Below are 25,278 nucleotides of genomic sequence, written 5' to 3' on the forward strand. Positions count from 1 at the left end.
ACCTCCTCTGTTACCCCTGCGCTTGCTCTTTACGGTATGCGATAAGAATCCGGGGACGATGAGTAAGGTCCTCTCGCACCTGAATGCGCTCCCATGCGCCGGCAGCGCGCGCCAGCTCCGCAGCCTGCGCAAGGTGTCCCTCATACAGCTCGACGCACAGCACGCCGCCAGGGGCAAGCATGCGGTTGGCCTCCTTAAGCAAGCGGCGATACACGTCCAGGCCGTCAGTTCCACCGTCTAAGGCAAGTCGTGGCTCGTAGTCTTTGACTTCGGACGGCACCTGATCTTTTAATACCTCAGTAGGAATGTAGGGAGGATTGGATACGAGCACGGAAAATGTCTGTGCGAGCTCTTCCGGAACACCTGCCGCTAAATCACATTCCACAATGGTTACGCGATCGGTCAGTCCAAGCGCGTCACGGTTGCGCTCTGCAAGCGATATCGCCGCGGGAGCGATATCCGTTGCGGTAACCTCAACGCCTGGGCGCTCAGAGGCTATGGAAAGCGCAATACATCCGCTTCCGACACCCACTTCCAGAACCCGAAGAGCGTCAAAAGAGCCGCGCTTCTCGGCAGCCGCGTCAATGCCTTCTAACGCAGCATCGACAAGAATCTCGGTTTCGGGACGTGGAATCAGCACGCCCGGCTCACACTTCAAAACGATATGCCGAAACGGCATCTCGCCCGTAACATACTGAAGGGGCCGACCAGAGGCGCGCTGTTCAACTGCGGTGTGCATACGGTCAAGCTCATCGCGTGTAAGCGGCTTATCAAAGTTGGTATAAAGTTCTACGCGAGAAAGTCCTGTAGTCGCTGAAAGCAGCCATTCCGCCGAAAGACGGGGGTGCTTGTCGCCCTTGCGCTCAAGATATCCGCACGTCCAGGTGAGAATACGTTTGACGGTCCACGTCTGCTGATCGGCCATAGCTTAGACGGCCTGAGCCAACTTCTCGGCGCGCTCTGCCGCTGCCAAGGCCTCAATGACGGACGGCAGCGTATCGCCCAGAAGGACACCATTATATGTGCCGTTAAAGCCAACGCGGTGATCGGTCACGCGATCCTGCGGTTGATTGTACGTGCGAATCTTCTCCGAGCGGGCGCCATGGCCAATCTGAGAAAGACGGTCTGCTCCCTGCTCCGCTTGCTGGCGCTCAAGCTCCTGCTCATAGAGGCGGGCGCGAAGCATCTGCATGCAGACTTCACGGTTTTGAATCTGGGACCGCTGGTCTTGCGACTGTACCACCGTATTGGTAGGCAGGTGCGTAATGCGAACAGCCGAATAGGTAGTGTTGACGCCCTGACCTCCGGGGCCGGAAGCGCAGTAGGTGTCAATACGAAGATCTTCCTGATTGATTTGGATATCAATCTCGTCCGCCTCGGGAAGCACCGCAACGGTTGCCGTCGACGTTTGAATACGGCCCTGCGACTCCGTCTTTGGCACGCGCTGCACGCGGTGCACGCCGGATTCGAACTTCATCACAGAGTAGACCTTCTCGCCCGTCACCTTGAACTCAATGGTCTTAAAGCCACCAGCTTCCGAAGGAGAGCTGGAGAGAACCTCAACCTTCCAGCCGTGAGCCTCGGCAAAACGCTCATACATCTTAAACAGGTCGCCTGCGAAAATACCTGCCTCGTCACCGCCAACGCCAGCGCGAATCTCAACGATAGTATCTTTCTCGTCGTTGGGATCGCCCGGAATAAGCATGATTTTAATCTCGTCCTCAAGCTCAGGCAGCTTCGCTTCATTTTCCGCGATGTCAGCCTGAAGCATCTCTTTTTCTTCAGGGTCGGTCGATCCGTTCAACAGCTCTTTCGCGGCCTCAATATCATCAAGAGCGCTAATGTACTCGCGAGATCGTTCCACCAATTCGGCTTGATTGGCATGCTCCTTGGCAATGCGGGCGTACTCCTTGGGGTCGGAAACAACCGCAGGATCCGCAAGCCTTGCCTCAAGGTCAGCGTAGGCCGAAAGAATCTTTTCTAGTTTGTCGCGCATAACGTACTCCCTATCGTGCCTTCGCGCCTGAATGACCTCGGGACCTTTTGCCCTTCTCGCCAAACCATACGCGAAGCAACATTTCATCCCTGTGAGTTTACCACCTGCAAGCTTGTTCTATTCGCTGCGCCTATTTTCATACGAATGTGAGAAACTCTTTATAACGTCATAGGATGGTAGGAATGGACACGAAGCTCGATAAAATCGAACAGGATTTCTCGGACGCCGCGCAAGATTACGTCTTAGACGCAGGCCGCACTGGCGCGTTGCCCGATTTTGACGACGAATCGCCAACCGGTGAGCTGCCCTTGCGTGCCGAGAAGAACCTCGCATCTTCACACCGCTTCACCAACCGCACGGACGCTGCACCCAACGACGATGCCACCAGCCTGAAAGACATCGCGCACAGCATCTCATCCTACGCGCGCCACCGCCATCATGGGCTGATACGATTTGTTCGGCGCCATCGTATTGCCGTGGGTATCCTGAGTATCCTGCTTCTCGCGGCAATTTCCGCATTGGTTGTCGCTTTTGTCCGTGCAAACGACATTCCAAGCGTTGACGCCGTTACCGAAGATGCCCGCACTCATATTGGAACGCCGGACTGGACTCCCGGCCCCTTTGACGCCGATGAGGGACTGGTTCTTACGGGCATTGAGGTCGGTCAGCGCGGCCGTACTATGACGGCAATCTCAAGCGATGATGCCAAATTCGGCGCCACGGGATACGCAAGTGCCCAAGTTACCACAAGATACTCAGGAAACGCGTTAGTAGCTGTGAAAACTTCTACCTTAGGGTACGCAAACGTCTCCGGCGCATGGCAACCCATCGGCCAGGAGAAAGACGTTTCGATACACTATGAAGCAACCTCAGGAGTCGCAACGCAAAGCGTGCTTGACGCGCACGAAGAGATCCTGAAAAAACTTGACGACATGTCTTCAACAAACAACAAAGCCGGCTCGACTTCATATCTCAGCACCTACGGAGAAGGCGCTTTTGAGATTGTCGACGCGCAGTTTGACCGTGAGAAACAAACCTGCTCAGTGATTATAAAGTGCACGCGTACCGACAAACTTTCAAAGACCTCCTTTGAAGCGCGTGCTCACTTTGATTTTGACAGAGGAAACGGTACCTGGTCTTTAAGCGGCGTTGAAGTCGCCAAGGCGGCTACGCATGATTACGGCAATCTTGTCGGCAGCTGGACGGGAACCTTCGAAAAAACCGAATCAAGTGATGGCGGGCTGAACTATTCCGGCCGCTACAAGCCTTTCTCACTTACGATAACCTCCGCTGAATTTACATCTGACTCAACCGTGACCATTACCGGAACGGTATCCGGCGTCGTGCACGACCACGGGCCGGTAGCCGGATCGTACCGCGCATATGAGGGGGACGCGCCCTTTGACAGCCTTCCGTTTTCGACTTCTACTGATATAAGCGAGAAGGGACTGCTTGTTCCCGGAGGCACTATCTCGTTTATGGGCGCCTATCCCAACGGCTCCAAAAATCCCTGGATTACCCTGAGCTTTAACGATGCTGACGGCACAGGAACCGCTACGGTAGCCTCATACCATACCGAAGACGGAGCCACGACAATCTTTACGGATACCTATACGCTCACAAAATAACACCCTGTGGAGCATCCTACAGCAACACGTGTCTGAACTCGCCGTTTTCATATATGCCGCAGCTATGTGAGCCGTCCTTGGGAAGCCCCACCGATCCTGGGTTAAACACCGTTATGCCAGGATGGTCAGGAAGCACCTCATTGACTTTCTTGTGCGTGTGCCCATAGATAAACGCCGAACCCGATGGTAGCTGGGGCCACTGGTCAACGCTGTTGTGCAGGCCCGGACCATATATATGGCCGTGCGTAAGAAAGAGGGTCTTTTCGCCAAGCGGATATAACGGGTCTATCAGCGTGTTATACGTGGCCATGCAGGGAAAATCGAGAACCATCTGATCGACTTCCGCCTCACAGTTGCCGCGCACTGCAATTATGTGATCGGCAATGCCATTGAGCAGCTCTATGACCTGTTTAGGAGCGTAATCTTCAGGCAGATTGTTTCGTGGACCATGATAGAGGAGGTCGCCGAGAAGCACCACGCGGTCAGGCTGCTCAGCTTCAATGACGCCCATAAGCTTGCGCGCCCAACTGGCCGCGCCGTGTATATCAGAAGCAATAATAAACTTCATACGTTTCTATCCTTTATTGCCGCTATGCCTGCCATAGAGAACTTCCCCAACCATTTTCTGAAGGCCCACGAGGCCTTCTTTACCTATATATTCTACGGAACTTGCAAATAAAAGGTAAAATAAACTTCACGCTTGTATGAGAAACGACATACCTTTGTTCCTGAGGAGCTGTCATGAATAATAAGAATTACGATGTCCTCCGCTACGTTATCGCAGGTTTAAGTGCCCTTTTGGTCCTTTTCTTTGTCTTTCCCGTTCTTCGGCTGCACGCTGACGAAGCGACCTTTAACCTGTCGTTCAGCGAACTGCTCTCTCTGGCAAATGTTGTAAAAGACCTTTCACGCATGCCCTCGGCAAGCAGCTCAGTAGTTGCCCTTGCAAGTATGCTGAGCAGTCTCCATCTACTTATTTTCCTCCTCATTTTGCCGCTTGTGAATTGTGCGCTCGCACTGCTTCCTCCCGCGAAAAATGTTTCATGGCTCGCAGGTATCCCCGCACTTATTTGCGCATACTTTTTCTTCATCCTGCGGCATCAATTCATCGCGAATATCTTTGCGTATAACGCGCGAAATGGCGGCGTATATGAAATCACCCCCTACCAGGAATATCCTATGGGATTTAATACGATACCCGGTCTCCGCCTTCAAACTACGGGATACGGTTATCTCTATTTTCTGATTTGCGGCGCAATTATAGTGTTAAGCGTCATGCTTTTCGCTCGACACGAAAAATCCAATTCTGTCCAAGCGCTCACTAACCCGACACCAGACCAGACTTTGAAACCTGTTCAGCCGGCGCCACAGACAGCGCTTGACACTCCTGAAAAACACAATACGACCGGTGCATCCCATGCACCCACAGTTCCCGGTGCGACCGCAACTCCAAGCATACCTGCAGTTCCCGGCGCACCCAGCGCTCCTGCTCCCAACGTACTCGGTATTCCGGGCGCAAATACTCCGTCCATACCGCAGCCCACAAAACCCGTACCGCCAACAACTCTCGACAACTAATCATTACATGACGCCCGGCTTCCCAGAGACTGGACAACACGCGCAGCCGTTAAGGAGAACGTTATGCTTTGCCCCCACTGCGGAACAGAAAACCAAGATGGAGCAAGTCTTTGCTCTCATTGTGAAGAGCCTCTTTCCGAGCAGAAGGAGGCTCAAAAACCAGAACTTGGCTCCTATACAATCACGTCCGCTCCCCTTTTCTCTGAAGAAGATTTCGACAGTACCGCATCGCATTCGCAGACAGCTTCAGATATTGACTATTCGCAATTTAAGGTAGTCTCAGAGGGAGCAAACTCGTTTTTTACAAAAGAGGAGCGCAAACCCAATGAGATGGTACGGACGGTGCTGGTCGTTTTGCTCGCCCTGATACTTTGCGCCGGTATTGGAACAGGCATCTTGACCTGTACTGGCACTCAACAGGACAATGCAAGAAGAGCTGATATTAAAAAGCTGGAAAATACGTATAAAACACAGATAGAGGACATTGACGTATCGCCGGATGAAAACAGCGACCGCGCTGAGCTTCTCGCGTCATACCAAGAACTCGCCGATATCCAAAATACAATAGATAACGATGTGTCAGCAGGCAAGTTCAAATTGAACAACGGCGCTGACGATAAGGACCTCACTGTCGTTACCAGCATGATTTCTGACAAGGAGCAGTTGATTACCGATTGGTTCTCGTCAGACTATAAAAAGCGCTTAAGCGCCAGCAGTTTTTCCGAAAGCGATTCCGCTGAAACTCTTGATGAGTCAGCTATCAACACGCGGCTGGATGAGCTCAAGGCCCTGCGCGATGATCTTGAAAACGAGAAAATCGTGTGGGGAGACAAGACCGGCAGAGGTTCCGATTACGATACCTACATTCACCGCATCACTGAGCAGACTTCGCGCGGTAACGCCCTTAAGAGAAATCTTCAGAGGAAGGCTCAGGAAAAGGCCGAGAAAGAACGAAACGCGAACAAGTCCACCAAGAAAGCTCAGACAAAGTGGGTGGGAAATGAGAACAGTTCTCAAATCTCATTCAACGGAAAAGTAAGCTCCATAAGTGAGCCGTTTACCATAACTTCTTCCGATGGCGGCAAGCATATCGCGGTAAGCTCCACCAATGCCGCCTGGCATACCGACTACCTGGAGAAACAGTAAGTTTGCTGCGGAGAAAACCTAGAATCGACCGGTCATCCGCGCGTCAGGATCAGCTACAGCGACATGTTTGCGCAGGTCGCAAATGGCTTCTGGAATCTTGGAGACGTCATACGGCGTCATCTGATACACCCAGTTAATCCAGTTGCGATAGAGCAAGTTGGCGTGTGCGCGCCACGTAAACAGCGGCTGCCGCTCGGGATCATCGTCAGGAAAATAGTTTTCCGGAATACGAATAGGCAGCCCCTTGTGAAAATCACGCCAGTATTCCTCCGCAAGCGTATCGCGGCCATATTCAAAATGGCCGGTAACGTAAATCTCGTGGAAGTCGCGCGTTGCCAGAAGCGCTGGACCGGAATCAAATCCCTCAGAGAGTACTGCGAGTTCGGTATGACCAGCAAGCTCTCCTGTATCAATAGCGGCGTGCCGGGAATGAGGCATATAGTGCACCTCATCAAAGCCGTTGGTAAGAAACGAATACTCATCGCACAGGCGCTGCGGAAAAATACCAAAAAGTTTGGATCCCAGCTGCTTTTTGGGAATGCCGTACAGATGATACAGTCCGGCTAAGGCACCCCAACAAAGATACATCGTAGAAAAGCAGTGCTCTTGTGACCAGTCGACAATCCGACAAAACTCATCCCAATAGTCAACATCCTCGTAGCGAATCTCTTCAAGCGGAGCGCCAGTGACTATAAGACCGTCATAATTTTTAGCCTCAAACGCATCAAACGTATCGTAGAAATTCACCAGATGATCTTCGGGCGTATGTTTGGAGACGTGACTTGAGACGCGCATAAAGTCACAACTCACCTGAATGGGAGACTTTGAAATGAGTCGCAGAATCTGCGTTTCCGTTTGAATCTTTGTAGGCATGAGGTTAAGAATGGCGATCTTTAACGGACGAATTTCCTGATGTTCGGCGACTTCTTCCTCAAGCGCGAAAATGCGCTCCTGGTGAAGCGTATGTTTTGCCGGCAAACCATCTGGAATGTTAATTGGCATGTAATGCCCTACTTTCTTCTCTCCGCAAGGACGTCTCGCCACACAGTATAATAGGTCAGTCAATGATTCGCATATCATACGCACGCGAAATTTAACAGACAGTATACTTATGAACATGGATACTACTTTTGCCGAGCTCGGGCTAAACGAGCACATCTTAGCGGGCGTGTCAGCGCTGGGCTTCAACACGCCAACCCCCATCCAAACAGCGGCGATTCCCGCGGTTCTGGCCGGCAAGGACGTTGTCGCATCGGCACAGACCGGTACCGGAAAGACCGCGGCTTTTGCCCTGCCAACGCTTCAGGTTATCAGCGAACCGCAAGACGCTGGCAAAACCTCCCACACCAACGCGACTGGCGAGAAAATCGACCGCCCCAAACGCCGCCGCAAAAGACAGCGGAATCCGCGCGCGCTTATCGTTACACCCACACGTGAGCTAGCCGCGCAAATCGATCACGTTGTCAGCACTGTCTGCGAGCACACAAATCAGCGCGCGGTCATTGTCATGGGAGGCGCCAAGTTCAAGCGGCAGATAACGGAGCTACAGAAAGGCTGCGACCTGCTGGTTGCTACTCCCGGGCGCTTACTCGATTTGGTTGAACACCATCAGGTGAATCTCGAAGACATCAGTGTCTTTGTTCTCGATGAAGCTGACCGCATGCTTGACATGGGCTTTTGGCCGAGCGTTCGGCGCATCATGCTTGAGCTGCCAAAAGCGCATCAAACGCTGCTTTTCTCGGCAACAATCCCGCCGTCGATTCGCTCAACTGTTGACGCGATGCTGCACAATCCCGTGGCCATCGAGCTTGCGCGCACTGGTCAGACGGCCGATACTGTCGAAGAGCATCTATGCCCTGTCACGCAGGGGCAAAAAATGGAGCTGCTTGAATCCCTCACACGATTTCTCAACATTGGCTCGGGGAGGATGCTGGTATTTTGCCGAACCAAATCACGTGTGGATCACGTGTTTGAGACGCTTAAGAGCGCCGGATTCAAGGTGGACGTCATGCATGCCGACCGTCCCCAGAAGGCTCGAACGCGCGCGCTGGAGAAGTTTCGCGCCGGCAACGTGCAGGTACTTGTGGCAACCGATGTTATGAGCCGCGGCATCGACGTTCAAAACATTGACGCCGTCGTTAATTTTGACGTTCCCATGGACCCTGAGGACTATGTGCATCGCATCGGGCGTACCGGCCGCGCAGGAGCCACAGGTCAGGCATTTACGTTCATGGCGCCAGACGAAATTACGCCGCTTCGCGAGATTGAATATTTCACAAAGTCACTGATTCCCGTATGGGATCTCCCAGACTTCCCATACGACCAAGGGCGTATCATGTTGCAGCCGAATCGCTCCGTCAGTAAAACCATGCGCTCGATGTTTTCCGGCTCCAAAGCGCGCGGCCGCGGTTTTGGCGGTCGCTACGGCCGGCACTTTTAACCTCACGACCCGCTCCTCACTCGAACGGTCCATCTCAAAGGAGATTTTATGTTTATCGCAGGCCTTGCTTTCTCTATCCTGGCAGCGCTTTTGCATGTCTTCATCTTCTATATGGAATCTATCGCGTGGACAAGCGAGAAGACCCGCACAACATTCAACCTTACACAAGATGAAGCCGACAACACTAAAGAGATGGCTTTTAACTAGGGATTTTATAATCTGTTTCTGGCGGTTGAGATTGTTGTCGGCATTATTCTTCACATCAACGGAAATCCCGCGGGAATGTCATTGATTCTCTTTGGAGCGGCGTCCATGTTTGCCGCGGCGCTTCTGCTGTTTGTAACCTCGCCCGATAAGCGCGGCACCGCTGCCAAGCAGGAAACCCTTCCTGTACTGGCTCTTATATGCCTTTTGCTTTCACTAATTCCGTAAGGGTATAGCCCTCCTCTGTAAGCGCGAAAGACGAGATTTCACTTAACGTTTTCTTTATTCCTCCGTGGATACACTGTGGGTGTTCTACAGACATCTCAGTTGAAAGGAAACGATATGAACGACGAAACCTCTCTGAAGCCAAGCGACTCGGCTATGGAGTCAGGCGATCCGGCTATGGGGCCAACCAACCCGGTTGACAATCTAAACAACGAGGCTTCTATGGAGTCGAGCGGGCCAGCTATGGGGTCAAACGATTCTGCCCCAAGCAATCCAGCTGATACGATGGATTCCCCCACACCTCCATCTGAGTCCGAAAGCCCCACCGAACCCGATGTTCCTCCCCAGCAGGCTCAGCCAACCTCTATGCCCACTTCCACTTCTGCACCCACCCCGACCTCATGCGTTTCTCACTCTCCTTTACTGCGCTCTCGAGTCGTCTATGGCATTTGCTGTGCCGTTGGCGGCGTGACTGGCCTGCAGAGGCTCTATGTTGGCGATTGGCAGACGTGGCTTGGTCTTACGGTATTTATGGGTGTTCTTAACCGTGTGTTGAGCAGTGCTGTATCGTCATACGCAACGGTTGTGCTCTTCGTCATTGTTGAGGCCATCAATATTTTTCTTGCGATTCAGGTTCTGATTAAGAGCGGGTTTACTGCCGACCCCGAAAATCAGCACCTCTTCATAGCTCAGGAAGACGAGAAGTCCAGCGCAAAAACAACGCTCATTATTGTGCTTATTGTTGTTGGAGTAATTACTTTGGCCACGCTGGTACTGCTAAGCGGATTTACCCTGACGCCGTATTCGTATTCTCGCATTAACTAGCGAGAACTCCTGCCCGATTGACCGTACGGGAATTGTCCTGCTGGATTAACCTGGCCATGCAAAGCTTGACCATACAAGACTGGTCAGCGGCACTACGGAGACAGACTCGGACCCTTGCACTCCGTATACCATATGAATTCACGCGACAGTCATTCGTATCCGGAACTTCTCGCCACAGCGGAGGTTCCGGATACCATTGTTACTTCTTGCGCTCACTTCCTATGCTCACGTCGTGCTTTGAAAAAATCTTTGAGCTGCGCTGCCGCTTCATCAGCGAGCACGCCCGATGTGACTTGAAACGTATGGTTTAACCTTGGGTCGCAGCTCACATCATAAAGCGTACCTGCGGCTCCGCCTTTCGGATCCGCGGCGCCAAAAACGCATCGGTCTACACGGGCGTTTACCATAAGACCCGCACACATGAGACACGGCTCAAGCGTCACATATACGGTACAGCCCGTAAGTCTCCACCGGCCCAACACGCGAGAAGCTTCTTGCAGAGCCAAAAACTCCGCATGGGCGGAAGGATCATTATCGATTTCGCGTCGATTATGCGCCGCCGCGATTACTGTTCCGTCATGCACAACGACCGCCCCAATAGGAACTTCCTCCTCAGCTGCCGCGGCAGCCGCCTCATCAAGCGCCAAGCGCATGAACTTCTCGTCAGACGCAGAAGGCGAGCTCCCGCACGCGTTATCAGCCTGAAGTGAACCCCTCAGATTACGCGACCCATCGGCTGAAAAGTCTTGTTGGGACTCTGTTTTTACAAATTCGTTCACGACTTGCTCCCAAAAGTGTCCGTTATGAGGTAGGATAATACCGCTTTGGAGAGGTGGCAGAGTGGTTGAATGCGGCGGTCTTGAAAACCGTTGAGCGGTAACACCGTTCCGAGGGTTCGAATCCCTCCCTCTCCGCCATCTTTATGGCGATAAGTGTTTTAACGCAAGACAGCATATCTCAGCTTGTCAAATCTTCTTTTTCTTCTTTTGTCGAAGTCTTTCTATCGAAACCTGTTTTCTCTTTTTCCCCTCTTTCCCCCTTTTGCCGAACCTCTTTTATCGAAATCTCTTTTCAGATTTGATATCGGATTCATGTTTTGGGTAAACTTGAATCATCAAACGTCGCGAGTAGCACTTGGCTTATCGCCGCACGTGAAAGGATTAGATATGGGAATCGCAATTGGCGTCATCGTTCTTGTGGCCTTACTGGTGCTGTGGGGCATTACGATTTACAACAAGATTATCCGTGCAAACAATAAAGTCGACAACGCATGGGCAACCATTGATGCCCAGCTTCAGCGCCGAAATGACCTCATTCCCAACCTCGTTGAAACCGTCAAAGGCTATGCAACGCACGAGTCCGGCACCCTTGAAGCGGTAACTGCCGCTCGTGGAGCCGTTGCGTCCGCACGCACCCCTCAGGAAAAAATGGAGGCTTCCGGTACGCTTTCCAATGCGCTGACCTCACTTTTCGCAGTTGCTGAAAGTTATCCTGATCTTAAGGCAAACGCGAATTTCCAGCAGCTCCAATCTGAACTCACTGATACCGAGAACCGCATCAGCTATGCACGCATGAGCTACAACGACGTGGTCATGGACTACAACAACGTTATTGCAGTCTTCCCCAACTCCATCGTTGCGGGTTCGCGCTTTAAGCCTCGCCAGAGCTTTACCGTTGACGACCAGGCTGCTCGTCAGGCTCCAAAAGTGCAGTTCTAAAACGTACAGTTCAGTTCTACATGCAACTCTAATGAACACTAAAAAGTTGTTTTACTCTTTTCGCACCCGACACGCTACTTGCCGGGTGCGTTTGTTACTTGCTGAATACGTCTAAATACCTCATGAAATTTTGCTTGTTCTCGAGAGCCGTTGTAGTCGGACGCCCTAAATCATCGCGAGCTCCAATAGAGCAACAAGCCTCGATGCACGACAGTCCTTCTCGACTACGCGCCTGCGTAAGCTCAGCGTCAAGGGCTTCGAAATCATCCACACGCACGGCATACGGATATCCGCAGGCCAAAGCGATGCTCACCAAATCAACGGAGTCCGCGACGGTGGGCATACCGCCTACCGTCTCATGAGCAGCGTTGTTGATAACCACGTGCACCAAGTTGGACGGCTTTTGCGCGCCGATAACCGCCATAGCTCCCAGGTGCATCAGAGCAGCCCCATCGCCATCAATACACCAAATTTTTTGCTCCGGTTTGTTCAGCGCTACGCCGAGCGCAATGGAGGACGCGTGCCCCATCGATCCCACCGTCAGAAAATCACGTTCATGACCTTCTTCTGCGGCTTCACGAATTTCAAAGAGCTCTCGGCTTGCCTTGCCCGTAGTCGACACGATAGGATCATCACCTGTAGCCTGCGCGATATGGCGGATAATCTCTTCGCGCGCCATGGTGTTGTCATTCGCGTACTTAAGGGCGCCGTCAAAAGAAAGGGCACCTTTTCTAACCACAAAAGCCACATCGCGCCCCTTAGCAAAATCATCCCTGAACCCGTTCATGGCGGCCGCCAGCTCTTCTGCGGTGGTTTTGGGACTCACTACAAAATAACGGATTCCCATGTCCTCCAGCAGTTTGAGCGTAACCTCACCCTGATAGATGTGCTGAGGCTCGTCTTTAACACCGGGTTCTCCGCGCCATCCAATAACGAAAATCATCGGAATGGCATAGACCTTCTCGTTAAGCAAAGACGCGACCGGATTGATGATATTGCCCTCACCGCTGTTCTGCAGATAGACTACGGGAATCTTGCCAGTCGCAAGATGATAGCCGGCGGCAAGCGCGGTGCAGTTTCCCTCGTTAGCGGCAATGATGTGGTGCTTGGGGTCAATGCCATACTCGCTCATAAGATAGTTGCAAAGCGCCTTGAGCTGAGAATCGGGTACGCCCGTGTAAAAGTCGGCGCCGAGCACATCAACAAATGCTTTTACTTGCATGGATCTAACTCCTCAAAAGATTTTCGTAGCTGCGGTCAAACGCTGCCAGCTCCGTGACGGTATCAAGTTCCACAATCTGACGTGCGGCAACGGGGTGAATCTTCAGGTCAAACTCGGCAATGTGATCGTTGACCACATCATCCCAAAAGAGCTGTTCATGGCCGGGACGCGCCGAAGTGTTGCATATGCACTTTGCCAGGTGCCGCGCGTCAGCTGCCGAGAAGTACGCCAGGCCCACCATGGCGTATGTATCGTCGCCGCCCTTGCCAATCCTGGTAATAGTTCCCGACGCGTCAAGGTCAAACGTCCAATCATCCGTATGCCCGTCGAACCTGCGTCCAAAATAGCCTGACCGCGTGGGCTTCGGCTGAAAGATATGCTCATCGGAGATGACCAAATCGGCCTCGCAGATGAACGTACTTCCTTGTTCAAGAATATCAGCGGCGGCATATATCGAAGAAATGTTATTCTTCTCCAGATATTCCGTATTCTCAATAAGCGTTACGCACGGATAGCGCTCAGTAAGATAGCAAAACTGCTCTTTAAGATAGCCGACGACCACATAAATTTGGTCGATGCCGCCTGTAACCAGCGCGTTTATAACCGTTTCAATCATCGGCGTTCCGTTGACCTTAATGAGAGGTTTGGGCGTCTTTTTGGTAAGAGGTGCCATACGCGTTCCAAGCCCCGCGGCCATGACAATCGCGTTGGCCTTCTCCGTGGCGACGTTGGTTTTCTCTGCAGCAACGCTGTTTTTCTCTGCAGTGGCACCGATTTTTTCTGTAGTAATCATTCCTGCCGCCTACAGCTCATCGATAAGACGGATGATGTCCTTGAACGGAAGGAGCTGCTCGTCAACTTCAAGTGCGCGGTGCGCCTTCAAGATGCCGCGAGCCGTCTCCTGCATGGCGGGAAACGCTGCGCGAATCAGCTGGTTGGCGTAGATGACGATGTTGATGCCGTGAGAAGCAAGCTCTTCTTCCGTAGCGCTGTTAAAGGAAGTAGGCACGACAACGATAGGAGTTACGGAGTCCTTCTCGCGGAACCGATCGCAGAACTCATAGATTTCAGCAGGGTCTTTTTTACGGCTGTGAATCATAATGCCATCTGCGCCGGCGTCTTTAAAAGCGAACGCCCTTGTCAGCGCGTCCTCCATACCGCGTTCAAGGATGAGGCTCTCGATACGAGCGATAATCATGAAGTCGTCAGTCAGCTGAACTTTCTTACCCGCAGAAATCTTGGCGCAGAAATCTTCGATGGGCGCCTGCGTCTGCTTGACCTCGGTACCAAACAGGGAGTTCTTCTTGAGACCAGTCTTATCCTCAATGATGACAGCCGAAACACCCATACGCTCCAGCGTGCGCACGTTATAGACGAAGTGTTCCGTCAAGCCTCCCGTATCTCCATCGAGAATGATTGGCTTAGTGGTAACTTCCATGATGTCATCGATGGTGCGCAGGCGGGCAGACATATCCACAAGCTCGATATCGGGCTTGCCTCGCTCGGTGCTGTCGCACAGCGAACTTACCCACATGCCGTCAAACTGGTCAAGGCGGCCGTTGTGATCTACAACGGTCTTCTCGGCAATGAGACCGGTCAGTCCATCATGCGCCTCAATAACCTTAACCGTCGGTGAGATGGCAAGCAGCTGTCTCAGGCGGCGACGGCGATATTCCGGCATTGCCAGCTTTTCTCGAAGCTGCCGGTCAACCTTGCGTGCTTGTTCGCTTCTGGTGTAAGGAACTTCAATAAGTGTACCGCCGTAGGTTGCGAGAAGTGCCTCTATGTTGTCACGAATAGCCCGTTCAGGACCGTTTTGCCAGTTATCGCCATGCACCACATAGTCAGGTTTAAGCGTTGCGATTACTTCGTCGTAAAGGTAATCATCCTGAACGACAACGCGGCTGACCCCTTCAAGAGACTCGTAGAGCTTCACCCGCTCTTCCTGAGAGACCGTAGGAAATCGACTGTATCTGATTAAGGCCTTATCGCTTAGAGCTCCCACGATTACCGTGCCGTACTCTTGAGCATGCTGAAGGATATTCAAGTGTCCTTCGTGAATGACATCAGTGCCAAAAGCGGTATATACAACTGGCATACAATCTCCTTCAAAACGCGCTTATTCAGCATAGATTACAGGCATGGAAACACCTGTGGCCACAAGAGCCTGCTCAAAAACTTCCCAGAACGCATCGATGTCATCTTCATCAATAGCTCCCAGGGCGCAGAGCCTGAACGTGCCGGAACCCTGCATCTTACCGGGATAGATAGTATATCCGCGCTCATAACAATAGTCGTGAACCCTCTCAAAGTCCCACGCCGGATCATTGGGATAGCGCACCGCGGCTACCAAACCTGACTGCACTTCTCGCCTCAAAGCTTCCTTCAGGCCCAGACGGTCGATGCCGCGCCTGATGGCGGCCATAACACGCTGATGGCGAGCCCACTTTGCGGCTTCGCCCTCCTGAAAATACTCTTTGATTGCCTGACGAGCGGCATAAATGGTCTGCACGGGCGGGGTAAAGTGCATCTCACCGGTAGTCTCAAAGTAGTCATACTGCAGATATAGATTGCAATAGTACGACCTCACCGGAAAGTCTTTAGACGCCTCAATGATATCGCGGCGTCCGATGACGTAGGAAAGGCCCGTCATACCCTGAATGCCCTTCTGAGCAGAGGCCATGCAAAAATCTATATTGTCCTCATACACGTTGATAGGAATCATCGCGTACGCCGAGGTGGAATCTGTAATGAAGAATGCACCGTATTTATGCGCAAGCGCGCCCACCTCGCGAACGGGATTCAGAAGGCCGGAGCCGGTCTCATGGAAGGTCATATACACATAGCCCACATCAGGATTATCCTTGAGCGCCGCTTCAATGGCATCGAGGTCAGGAGTGGTATCTATTGGCTGTTTAACTTCGACAAAGGGCATGTGATACGCCGTCAGCACATCGCAGGCGCGTTGGCTGTATGAGCCGTTGTTGACGACCAAGGCTCGCTTGCTCTCCGCAAGCAGCGAATTGAGCGTAACGTCAATGCAGATAGTTCCCGACCCGCAGAACAGTACCGCTGTATATTCCTTGGGGTCTCCGTGCACAATGCGCACCAGATCATTGCGCATCGGCTCCATAATAGACGCGAATTCTTTCTCACGCGGACAAATGTCAGGAACCACCTGCGCGTATTTGACTGAATCAGTTGTAGTCGACGGACCGGGATTAAGCAGAATATTTCTCTTTACGCTTTCTTGCATGGGATTGCCTCCAAATAGCGCGGGCTTGCATGCTGCCTATGATAACACGCACACCCTCATGCCACCTGAACGCAAGGGAGAGTTACCCAGCTCGATAAAGGACTTTACCTGCTCGGAGTCCTCAACGATACTGCCGGCGATTTCATCAACATCCGCCAAAAACAGCGGGGCGGCAAGGGTCGCCGATGGCCCAATTAAAATCGTGTAGGCCTTCGAAGCAAGCTCCAACAAGCGAGGCAGTGTTTTATTCGCCTCCGTCATACCCGTTATAAGTACAAAATCGGCTTCCGGAATCACATACTCACAGGCAGAATCAGGCAAGTTGTATCCCTCGCGAAGCGAACGCTCCAAGACAAGGTAATCGGACGATTCTGCAATGTTCTTATCCCCCGGAAAACGCCCCACGGAAACCACTCTCGGCTGACGTCCCTTTTGAAGCTCAAACTCTTTAAAGCGTCTTGGAAGATATTGAAAAGGGTCGCTTTGCAAATCGGGCTTTCCGCAGCACGAAAAGCCAAATTTGACGGCACAATAATCAAGGCACTCGCACCTGTTGTACCAGGCGTTTATTGCCGCAACTCCCAGCGACGCCACCTCAAAGTCCCAAGATTTGGAAAGCTTCGCTATCTCGCAAAGCGGCCGGGCGACCATGTCTTCCAACCGCTCGCGCGTACCACCACGACAGGTACTTGCTACACCAGTGCCGCAATCAGCTTCAACATAGCTCCAATGCGCGCCCATGCACGCGCTACGCACCAGCACGTCTTTAGGCATTTCATCAATCAGTCTGTCGTAAAGTTCCCAGCCGGCCATAACAGCACCTTTCACAAAGAAATCTACGAGCGTAGAGAGGTGAAACAATGGATCGCATATAGGAGCACGTTCGTCATCCATGTCTCTTTACGATATCCTGAAAGCGAGAATCGGATAGCGTTTGTGAGACCATTCGCCTTACAAAATAGCAGAAAGCCCACCGCTCAGCCTCTGGAACGCATTCGCAACGCCTTTTAATTTCGCGATAATAGGACACATCCAGCAAGGAGGTCTCCATGCTCTTTATTCTTACCGCGCCACAGCAAACAGGCAAAACACGCTGGCTTGAGGCGCTCATTGCCGAACTTGATGGCTACCACATTCCCACCTATGGAGTCATCGCTCCAGGAAGATGGAAGTGTATCGGCGAGAAGCGCGTAAAGCTCGGCATTGACAACATCTTGCTGCCAACACATGAACACTTCAGTCTTGCCACAAAAGCCGCGGGAACCTCAGGAACATCCGGACTTGGCTGGACGTTTTCGGACACCGCGCTTAGCCAGGTTAACGCCCACTTCCACGAGCTTAGTCATGCCGCAGACATCGGTTGCTTCAAGGATTACGCTGCCGCCGCAAATTACCGTAAAGATTCCGTCGGCAGCGCCAGTTGTCGCAACAGCCACGCTGGAGGCATCCTTATTGTTGATGAACTCGGACCCCTTGAACTCTTACACGGCTCCGGACTGACAGAAGCGCTTTCGGTACTTCAGCAGGGACCTCGCCAAGAGCCCCAACCACTTTGGTCTCATGCTGTCGTTGTTGTTCGTCCCTCACTTGTCTCAGCTGCCAAGGAGCTGCTCCGAGGTTCTTGGGGCACCTCGGAGCTGATACAACCTACAGATTCCTCAAAGGCTCTTTTGCTTGAAACGCTTCTCGCCTAGCCGTTTTCTGCCGCAGACCTACGTTTGATAACTCTACGCTTGGTAGCCCAACACTCAACTGTTCTGCGCGCAAATGCTCCTACGACTGCTTGGTCGCAGTCGAAAGCAGGTCTTTTACCTCGTCATTTTTGAGTTCATAGTTATAGAACGTTTTGTAGTAGGTCTTGGTAACATCTTCGGCAGAAGTGTTGAACTGCTCTGCATAGCACAGGCGTGCAAACCACTGCAAGCCCATAATCTGATTGACGGACGGAGGGCCGGAAAGCCAGTTGTACGGCTTGCTGGGAACCTCATAGTAGTTTTTGTTCTTGATAGCCGCAATATCCGCCCAGGCCGCGTCGTCACCGACAGACTGGTAAATGCTCTTGGGTCCAAAGACGATGAGCTCCGGATCAAAGTTTGCAATCTGCTCCAAATTGAGCTCATTGCCCGCACCCGAACCGGTCGGTTTATCAACGATGATACAGTTGTTTGCCACCATATCGATAACGCCTGCCTGAAAACTGCCCCTGGCCATGCCATTAAGGCCACTGTCGCCCAACAGATATGCCGCCTTGACGTGCTTATCGTCAGAAAGACCGCTTACCACGGCATTAACCTCGTCGTATGCGCTCTTGCAATACTCACCGAGAACCTTAGCACGATCTTCCTCGCCTAGAAGTTTACCGAGATTAGCGTAGGCGTCGCTATAGGTAGAAAGCGATGATTCAACATGAACACACGGAATGCCCAGCTGTTGCTGGAGATTATCCATATCCTCTTTGATAGTCTTTTTAGCTTCGCCGATGTCAATGACAAGATCCGGCGCGGCATCAGCCACAGCCTCCTTGTTAAAATCGCCCTTGCCGCCGTAAATGGCACCGAATTTGGGAAGATTCTCGGGAACATCAGGAAAATACGCTGCGGCATTGCCGAGATCATTTGCAAGGCCACATAGCTTTTTAGGCGCAATGGTAATGAGAACCTGTTGCGCGAGGGGTCCTGACGGGGCGATTTTTTCCACCTTCGCAGGAATTTCTACCTCACGGCCACACGAGTCGGTAAATTTCCAGCTCTTAGCTTGTTCCTGCTCCTGCGCGTCTTCCTTCTTTTCTTCCGGCTTTGTGTTGGAACATCCCGCGATGCCGCCAACGGTGCCGGCGAGAAGCGCTGCGAAAGCCCTTCTCGTCATCTGCTGCTTTGCCATACCTATCCTCCTTTGCGCTCGGACGGCTCGCGACCCGCTCGCGATGGTACCGCCTTAGCTCAGTGCCTACACAGTTCAAACGTTCAAATGCCGAGAAGCTCCGTTCTCTCCCTGCCGCAAAAAATCTTGCGTAAGATTCTGAATGCTTGATTCCGGCACACACACCCGCACATGATCGTCGTAGAGTGAACTCACGCGTACGCCAATGTGATATAGCCTGCTGATATGCTCGGACGTCACCACGCTCTGTGGTGTGCCGTCCACGACCACGCGTCCTCCCTCAAGCGCAAGAACCGCATCTGAATAGAGATATGCCTGATCAGGATGGTGTGTAGAAAGCAATACCGATCTTCCTTCATCCGCAAGCGAGCGAACCAGATTTAAAATGCGCGAGGTATTCGCAAAGTCAAGCGCGCTGGTAGGCTCATCCATGACAATAGTATGTGAATTCTGCGCCACCGCGCGTGCCACCAGAACCAGCTGCTGCTGACCTCCCGAAAGCTCTGTCACGGGGCGATGAGCCAGATCGACAATACCTACGCGTTCAAGTGATACAAGAGCATGCTCCACCTGCTCTTTTCCAGGACTTTTGAGAACGCTGAGCTCACCGCCGCATGCCATCAGCACCACATCAAGAGCCTCGTAGTCAAAGACCGACCGGTGGGATTGTGGAATATAGGCTATTTCAAGCGCCCGCTTACGAACAGAAAGCTTCGATGCATCAGTTCCGTTAACAGCGACTGTCCCGCCATACCCCTGATTTAAGCCAAGAATACACCGGAAAAGCGTTGTCTTGCCGGTTCCGTTGGGGCCGAGCACGCAAGTCAGCGAGCCGTCAGGAACCTCAAACGACACGTCTTTGAGCACCGTGTGATTTCCGTATGAGAAAGAAAGATGTCGGACATCCAAGCTCATGCTGCCCTCTTTCTCGTGATAAGCCACATAAAGAATGGCGCGCCAACAAAAGCCGTCAAGATGCCGATGGGAATTTCGGAGGTACCGACGAGGCGCGCGATATTGTCAACGATTAAAAGGAAGGTAGCTCCCATCAGCATGCTCGCAGGCATAAGTTTTCGATAATCCGCGCCCACAAGGCCGCGGGCAAAGTGAGGAATTACCAAACCAATCCAGCCAATAATGCCCGTCACCGAAACACACGCCGCTGTCATCATAGTGGCAAGTATAATAGTCACTACGCGTAGTCGAGGTGCGTCAACACCCATAGTCAGCGCTTCATCGTCTCCCATGGTAAGAGCGTTTAGCCGCCATCGAATCGCAAAAAGACCAATGGTACCCACAAGAACAGGAGCCGCAACCAAAGCGATATCCTGCATTTTCGCGCTGGTCATAGAACCCATGAGCCAGAACGTAATCTGCTGAAGCTGAGCGCTCGGATCCGCAACCAGCTTAATGTAAGAAACGCCTGCCGAGAAGAGCGAACTCACCATAATGCCCGCAAGCACCGTGATGAGAATCCGATTGCCGCGGGCCGTCGCGCTTATCGCCAGCACCACCACAACCGAAATCATCGCAAACGCGAAGGCTGAGACAGAGGTCACGAGGCTGCTTGCGGAAAGAAGGATTGCAAGGCAGGCGCCAAATGCGGCTCCTTGCGAAGCGCCGAGAAAATCCGGAGATACCAGCGGATTTTGAAAGATACCCTGAAACGACGCGCCTGCGGCAGCCAGAGAACAGCCTACCATGAGCGTTAAGATAACTCGGGGAAGCCGCACGCCAAAGAAAATATTTGCCTGCTGACTTGTCCACGTTTGAGCCGTAGGGACAATACGGCTTATCAAAATCTTACATACATCGGACGGCGCGATACTATAGCGACCCAACGTCAGCGACACAACCGCAACAAATACCATAATTATGGCAAGGCAGATAATTGCAACATCAGGATGAGAACGTACGAGGTCAAAGCGCACACCTCTCCTGTTGTTCATATATAATCACCCGCCTAGCCTCAACATTTACGACGTACGAGCTTCCGCCATGTATCTACTCAATGATAGTCCGCAGTCAGGCATACGCAAACAGCGGCGCGACGAGCGGTTACGCGGCAGAAATGTTGCACATTTGGGCTGGTTTTGCGATCGGGTTTTGGGGGCCGAGAAAAACGCGAGAAGGACATCCTTCTCGCGTTTCCTTTCACCTATGCTACGCGGGCGTCAACTTTCAGCCATTTAAGCTGGTCAATGTTTCCTTTAACATGCTCGCAAGACTTCTTCCACGCCGCGATTTCCTCCTCGGAAAGCTCAGGCACGAGGACCTTCTCGACACCGTCTTTGCCGATAACCGCAGGAAGTGAGGAGTAGAATCCAGACGCGCCATACACACTGTCAAGCAGCGTAGATACGGGAGTGATGAGCTTGGTGTCATTGACGATAGCGCCGATAACCTCAACAGCACCGTTAGCGATGGAATACTCGGTGCAATGTTTTCCCTTATAAGTAACGTAGCCGCCCATACGCGCGTCCTGCTCAAGCTGAGCGCGGTCAAATTTCACGCCGGTCCTGTCTTCAATCTCTTTATCGGTCAAGCAGCCAAACGTTACATGGGACCACAGGGCAAACTGGCCGTTGCCGTGTTCGCCCAGCATCCAGGCGTTGATGCAACTTGCCGGATAACCAGTCGCCTTGGAAAGCGCATGGCGGAAACGAGCAGAATCCAGCGTAGTGCCGGAACCGATGACCTTCTTGGGATCGCAGCCGGTCAGATACTGAATCTCAGTAGAAACAACGTCACAGGGATTGGAGATGCTGACCCATACGCCGTTGAAGCCCGCATCTGAGATGCGCTTTGCAAACTTGCGCGCCTCATCGGTGGTCACAAAAAGCTCGCCGTCGCGACTTGCCGCCGCAGCCTCGATATGACCCGCTGCGTTCACGATAATGTCGCAATCGGCAAGTTCTTCGTAGCGCGCATCCACCTCAAAGACGCGCGCGGGATGCGGGTAGAAGGGCATAGCGTCAAGCAAGTCGTTGACCTGAGCTTTGCAGAGAACCTCATCGATATCGCTGATGTATAGCTCGGTTGCAAGACCCTTAAACAGCAGAGCGTTTGCGACATGCGCCCCAACGTGACCAGCGCCGATGATGCCGATTTTACTTACAAGTGCCATACGCTCTCCATTCACTCGTGCCCATTGCGCAGACGCCAACGGGTTGCGAAAAAGCCAGCGCCACGATTTTCTCGTACTGCGATTCGCTGCCGCGATTTTGTCGCACCGAAATTCGCTGTCGCAATTTACCGTGTAGCCAACCTGCGCCTTGTTGCGCAATAGCCTACAATGTTTTGCAGACAAATTCGCAGAGTTTGCCATGTTGCAATCAATCTGACACATTTGGAGAGGATCTCCATGGGATATCGCACCCCTACATGCCCTATTGCCCGCACCTGCGGAGGCTGCGAGTGGTTGTCGGTTCCCTATCCTATCCAGCTACAACGCAAACAGCAGCAGGTAGTTGAGCTGCTTGGTCCTCTTGGCGAGAAGTTCGGCGTTTCTGTAGAAGACATTCGCGGTATGAAAGAGCCGCTCGCATTCAGGCATAAAGCCACCACTCCTTTTGCGCCGGGACGGGGCAGGTCTGTGCGCTCGGGCTTTTACAGTGCGGGAACGCATCGCATTGTGGCGTGTGAAGCCTGCTTAGCGGAGGATCCACGAGCGCGCGAAATCTTAAACGACGTCGCCCGGCTGGCCGCCCGTTTTAAGGTACCTGCCTACGATGAAGACCGCGACCGAGGAACGCTTCGTCATGCCGTCATACGCACGGGATACGCCACGGACGAGATGCTTTTAACGCTTGTCGCCAACGGTCAGCGCCTTCTTCACGAGCGAGAGTTTGTATCCGCACTTCAAACACTTCACCCCGAGCTAACCGGCATCGTTCTCAACAGTAACCAAAGACGCACAAACGCTATTTTAGGGCGAGACACTCGTGTGCTCGCGGGTTCAGAAACCATGCACGATAAGCTCTTAAACTGCATGTTTGAGATTGGTCCCACAAGTTTCTATCAAACTAACCCCGAGCAGACCGAGATCCTCTATCAACTGGCGCTTGAAGGAGTTGGATTGCGCGAGAAGAGCCACGGCAACCACGGCGTCCTTCGCGTCCTCGATGCCTATTGCGGTACCGGCACCATCGGCATCTGCGCAGCTAAAGAGGCCGGTTTGAACGACATTTCCACCGAACTCACCGGAGTTGACCAAGTTGAAAATAACATTGCCATGGCCAAGAGAAACGCCCACGCCAACACCCTTTCTGCACGATTTATCTGTGACGATGCCACGCGCTTCATTGCGAAGGAGTCTCAGCGCGGAGCTTCTTATGATGTTGTCGTTCTTGATCCACCACGAGCAGGTTCCACGCCAACCTTTCTGAAAGCGGTTGGGCAGCTGGCGCCAAAGCGGGTGGTATACGTATCGTGCAACGTTGTAACGCAAGCTCGCGACCTGGAGGTTCTTCTCGCCGGCGGGTACAGGCTGGAGCGTATAACACCTGTGGACATGTTCCCGCACACCAAACATGTGGAGACGGTAGTCTTGATGTCAAGGAAAGATAAATAAGTGCCGAAAATGGCTTATTTACGGGCTTTTTGTAAGGTTAGTATCATCAGAGAAGCCTTGCAGAAAGCCCGGTTTTCTTGTATGGAAACATGTCTGCTTTTGGCCTGAATAGAGTATGATTGTATAGCCGAAACAGTGGTAGAGTTTAGGCTGTGGATTAGATATTTTAATAAAATGAGTAGAGAAAATCGGAATTTGTGGAAATTTATTATGGATAAATATTTAAAAGAAACAAAAATGTTGGATTACTCTAATGAAAGCATACAGCAGTTGATTCGAGAAAGAAAATGGAAAAACCTAGGTAAATTTGAATGCTTGAAATCAATTTATAATTTTGTTAGGGACGAGATATTGTTTGGATATAATACTGATGATAATATTCCGGCATCTAAGGTCTTGGTGAACGGATATGGACAATGCAATACAAAGGGAACATTGTTTATGGCCTTGCTAAGGGCTTGCAATATCCCTTGTAGAGTACATGGATTTACCATTGACAAGAGATTACAAAAGGGTGCAATGACAGGAGTTGTTTATAATAATGCCCCTCAAAATGTATTCCATAGTTGGGTTGAAGTTTATCTCGAGGATAAATGGTATGAATTAGAGGCGTTTATTCTTGATAGGACATATTTGACAAAATTACAAGAAAAAAATAACGACTGTACGGGTGCATTTTGTGGCTATGGCGTAGCTGTAAAAGACTTTAAAAATCCAATTATAGATTTTGATAGAAATAATACATATATTCAAAGTGAAGGAATTAATCAAGACTTTGGAGTCTATGATTCGCCTGATGATTTACTAAAAGAACACCATCAAGAAATGTCTGCAATAAAAGCATTTTTATATAAGAATTTTGGCAGACATCTAATGAATCGAAATGTAAGAAAAATAAGAAATTACTAAATTTCAGTTTATTGCTTCGTTTCCATATAACTGCAGAGAATTACAAAATTAAGAAGAATTTCGATAAAAATGAAACAACATGAGCATTTACCGATGTTAGGCATAGGGCCTGTTTATGTTGTTTCCATTGTAGTGCCGACGCTTGCTGCTGTAATTTTGAGGGATCTTCCCGTATTTGCATCAGGAAGATTGTCAGTTTTTCATATACCGCTTGTTATTATCGGAGCTCTTTTTATTATTTTATCTGCTTTATATGGCTACAGGCTTCCATAGTATCGAAGTTGGATGAGAACATTAAACAGAATCATTTGGTGACATCAGGAGTTTACGCTTGGGTTAGAAATCCAATCTATGCTGCTTTTATGCTTCTGTGTACAGGAATTCTTCTTGTTATCGGCAATGCTTGGTTCTTCATTCTTCCCATTATTTACTGGCTGCTGTTGACTGTACTCATAAAGCGCACTGAGGAAAAGTGGTTGTTAGCTATGTATGGCAATGACTATGTAGAGTATTGCAGAAAAGTAAACCGCTGCTGGCCGTGGATACCTGAAGAAATCAAAAAGAAACGGAAGGAACGGTCGCGACGGTTCATGAATTTGGACGTTGACATAAACGAATCATCGTCTTAATCCACCCATCAGTAGTTATGTGAGACTATTTCGATTATATGGTGCCTCT

Annotated in this window: 24 protein-coding genes, 1 tRNA gene and 1 pseudogene; 12 read left to right on the plus strand and 14 right to left on the minus strand. The window is 51.5% G+C overall.

Features of this window, described 5'->3' with window-relative positions:
* Positions 1–10 precede the first annotated feature (10 nt).
* Together prmC and prfA are read right to left on the minus strand one after the other, a co-directional pair.
* The gene (gene prmC, locus QM016_RS04250; protein WP_282710383.1) at positions 11–925 is read right to left on the minus strand and encodes a peptide chain release factor N(5)-glutamine methyltransferase; all 915 of its coding nucleotides are present in this window, start codon (positions 923–925) and stop codon (positions 11–13) included.
* 3 nt (positions 926–928) lie between these two features.
* A complete protein-coding gene (gene prfA, locus QM016_RS04255) occupies positions 929–1,996 on the minus strand; it encodes a peptide chain release factor 1 (RefSeq protein ID WP_282710385.1) in 1,068 nt (355 codons plus the stop codon).
* Positions 1,997–2,178: 182 nt separating this feature from the next.
* Here prfA and QM016_RS04260 point away from each other — a divergent pair, with 182 nt between their 5' ends.
* Positions 2,179–3,624 (plus strand): hypothetical protein, encoded by a 1,446-nt coding sequence (locus QM016_RS04260; RefSeq protein ID WP_282710386.1) that lies wholly within the window; start codon positions 2,179–2,181, stop codon positions 3,622–3,624.
* Positions 3,625–3,640: 16 nt separating this feature from the next.
* Here QM016_RS04260 and yfcE read toward each other — a convergent pair whose 3' ends face one another.
* Positions 3,641–4,192, minus strand: coding sequence for a phosphodiesterase (yfcE, locus tag QM016_RS04265; protein ID WP_282710387.1), 552 nt, complete (start codon positions 4,190–4,192; stop codon positions 3,641–3,643).
* A 173-nt stretch (positions 4,193–4,365) separates the two neighbouring features.
* On the opposite strand from yfcE, the gene QM016_RS04270 reads away from it, so the two are divergent.
* Positions 4,366–5,202, plus strand: a complete 837-nt coding sequence (locus tag QM016_RS04270) for a hypothetical protein (RefSeq protein WP_282710388.1) — start codon at positions 4,366–4,368, stop codon at positions 5,200–5,202.
* A gap of 63 nt (positions 5,203–5,265) precedes the next feature.
* Positions 5,266–6,348: a zinc ribbon domain-containing protein gene (locus QM016_RS04275; RefSeq protein WP_282710389.1), complete on the plus strand. Its 1,083-nt coding sequence runs from the start codon at positions 5,266–5,268 to the stop codon at positions 6,346–6,348.
* 18 nt (positions 6,349–6,366) lie between these two features.
* Here QM016_RS04275 and metA read toward each other — a convergent pair whose 3' ends face one another.
* A complete protein-coding gene (gene metA / locus QM016_RS04280; RefSeq protein ID WP_016477778.1) occupies positions 6,367–7,350 on the minus strand; it encodes a homoserine O-succinyltransferase in 984 nt (327 codons plus the stop codon).
* 109 nt (positions 7,351–7,459) lie between these two features.
* Here metA and QM016_RS04285 point away from each other — a divergent pair, with 109 nt between their 5' ends.
* The 3 genes and pseudogenes from QM016_RS04285 to QM016_RS04295 all read left to right on the plus strand — a co-directional run bounded on the left by QM016_RS04285 (position 7,460) and on the right by QM016_RS04295 (position 10,042).
* The gene (locus QM016_RS04285; RefSeq protein ID WP_282710392.1) at positions 7,460–8,788 is read left to right on the plus strand and encodes a DEAD/DEAH box helicase; all 1,329 of its coding nucleotides are present in this window, start codon (positions 7,460–7,462) and stop codon (positions 8,786–8,788) included.
* Positions 8,789–8,836: 48 nt separating this feature from the next.
* Positions 8,837–9,220, plus strand: a pseudogene (locus tag QM016_RS04290) (DUF1304 domain-containing protein).
* 114 nt (positions 9,221–9,334) lie between these two features.
* The gene (locus tag QM016_RS04295; RefSeq protein ID WP_282710394.1) at positions 9,335–10,042 is read left to right on the plus strand and encodes a hypothetical protein; all 708 of its coding nucleotides are present in this window, start codon (positions 9,335–9,337) and stop codon (positions 10,040–10,042) included.
* Between the two features lie 212 nt (positions 10,043–10,254).
* Here QM016_RS04295 and tadA read toward each other — a convergent pair whose 3' ends face one another.
* Complete coding sequence (gene tadA / locus QM016_RS04300) at positions 10,255–10,821, minus strand: tRNA adenosine(34) deaminase TadA (protein WP_282710396.1); 567 nt, start codon at positions 10,819–10,821, stop codon at positions 10,255–10,257.
* A gap of 47 nt (positions 10,822–10,868) precedes the next feature.
* On the opposite strand from tadA, the gene QM016_RS04305 reads away from it, so the two are divergent.
* A tRNA-Ser gene (locus QM016_RS04305) sits at positions 10,869–10,959 on the plus strand.
* Between the two features lie 249 nt (positions 10,960–11,208).
* A complete protein-coding gene (locus QM016_RS04310; RefSeq protein ID WP_016477773.1) occupies positions 11,209–11,760 on the plus strand; it encodes a LemA family protein in 552 nt (183 codons plus the stop codon).
* Between the two features lie 94 nt (positions 11,761–11,854).
* Here the strand turns inward: QM016_RS04310 and aepY are convergent, their stop codons facing one another.
* The 5 genes from aepY to QM016_RS04335 are packed head-to-tail and all read right to left on the minus strand — an operon-like array spanning position 11,855 to position 17,132.
* Entirely contained in the window at positions 11,855–12,982 is a 1,128-nt protein-coding gene (aepY, locus tag QM016_RS04315) for a phosphonopyruvate decarboxylase (RefSeq protein WP_282710399.1), read from the minus strand.
* Positions 12,983–12,986: 4 nt separating this feature from the next.
* Positions 12,987–13,775, minus strand: coding sequence for an NTP transferase domain-containing protein (locus tag QM016_RS04320; RefSeq protein ID WP_282710401.1), 789 nt, complete (start codon positions 13,773–13,775; stop codon positions 12,987–12,989).
* Between the two features lie 9 nt (positions 13,776–13,784).
* Entirely contained in the window at positions 13,785–15,080 is a 1,296-nt protein-coding gene (gene aepX, locus QM016_RS04325) for a phosphoenolpyruvate mutase (protein WP_282710403.1), read from the minus strand.
* Between the two features lie 21 nt (positions 15,081–15,101).
* Positions 15,102–16,238 (minus strand): 2-aminoethylphosphonate aminotransferase, encoded by a 1,137-nt coding sequence (locus QM016_RS04330; protein WP_282710405.1) that lies wholly within the window; start codon positions 16,236–16,238, stop codon positions 15,102–15,104.
* Positions 16,239–16,274: 36 nt separating this feature from the next.
* On the minus strand, positions 16,275–17,132 hold the full coding sequence (locus QM016_RS04335; RefSeq protein WP_282710406.1) for a DUF364 domain-containing protein: 858 nt from the start codon (positions 17,130–17,132) through the stop codon (positions 16,275–16,277).
* Between the two features lie 155 nt (positions 17,133–17,287).
* On the opposite strand from QM016_RS04335, the gene QM016_RS04340 reads away from it, so the two are divergent.
* Entirely contained in the window at positions 17,288–17,932 is a 645-nt protein-coding gene (locus tag QM016_RS04340) for a hypothetical protein (protein WP_282710407.1), read from the plus strand.
* 79 nt (positions 17,933–18,011) lie between these two features.
* Here the strand turns inward: QM016_RS04340 and QM016_RS04345 are convergent, their stop codons facing one another.
* The 4 genes from QM016_RS04345 to QM016_RS04360 all read right to left on the minus strand — a co-directional run bounded on the left by QM016_RS04345 (position 18,012) and on the right by QM016_RS04360 (position 22,245).
* Entirely contained in the window at positions 18,012–19,118 is a 1,107-nt protein-coding gene (locus QM016_RS04345) for an ABC transporter substrate-binding protein (protein WP_282710409.1), read from the minus strand.
* A gap of 75 nt (positions 19,119–19,193) precedes the next feature.
* Positions 19,194–20,033, minus strand: coding sequence for an ABC transporter ATP-binding protein (locus tag QM016_RS04350; RefSeq protein ID WP_016477765.1), 840 nt, complete (start codon positions 20,031–20,033; stop codon positions 19,194–19,196).
* Positions 20,030–21,067, minus strand: a complete 1,038-nt coding sequence (locus QM016_RS04355; RefSeq protein WP_282710412.1) for an iron ABC transporter permease — start codon at positions 21,065–21,067, stop codon at positions 20,030–20,032. The genes QM016_RS04350 and QM016_RS04355 overlap by 4 nt, the downstream gene beginning before the upstream one ends.
* Positions 21,068–21,276: 209 nt before the next feature.
* Positions 21,277–22,245 (minus strand): L-lactate dehydrogenase, encoded by a 969-nt coding sequence (locus tag QM016_RS04360; protein WP_282710413.1) that lies wholly within the window; start codon positions 22,243–22,245, stop codon positions 21,277–21,279.
* A gap of 237 nt (positions 22,246–22,482) precedes the next feature.
* Between QM016_RS04360 and rlmD the strand changes: the two genes are divergently transcribed.
* The 3 genes from rlmD to QM016_RS04375 all read left to right on the plus strand — a co-directional run bounded on the left by rlmD (position 22,483) and on the right by QM016_RS04375 (position 24,873).
* Positions 22,483–23,691 (plus strand): 23S rRNA (uracil(1939)-C(5))-methyltransferase RlmD, encoded by a 1,209-nt coding sequence (gene rlmD / locus QM016_RS04365; RefSeq protein WP_282710414.1) that lies wholly within the window; start codon positions 22,483–22,485, stop codon positions 23,689–23,691.
* Between the two features lie 207 nt (positions 23,692–23,898).
* Positions 23,899–24,600, plus strand: a complete 702-nt coding sequence (locus QM016_RS04370; protein WP_349237901.1) for a transglutaminase family protein — start codon at positions 23,899–23,901, stop codon at positions 24,598–24,600.
* A 69-nt stretch (positions 24,601–24,669) separates the two neighbouring features.
* On the plus strand, positions 24,670–24,873 hold the full coding sequence (locus QM016_RS04375; protein WP_282710418.1) for a hypothetical protein: 204 nt from the start codon (positions 24,670–24,672) through the stop codon (positions 24,871–24,873).
* The last annotated feature ends 405 nt before the right edge of the window (positions 24,874–25,278 follow it).

Origin of the sequence: Lancefieldella sp. Marseille-Q7238, assembly GCF_949152215.1 — a bacterium.
Lineage (GTDB): Bacteria > Actinomycetota > Coriobacteriia > Coriobacteriales > Atopobiaceae > Lancefieldella.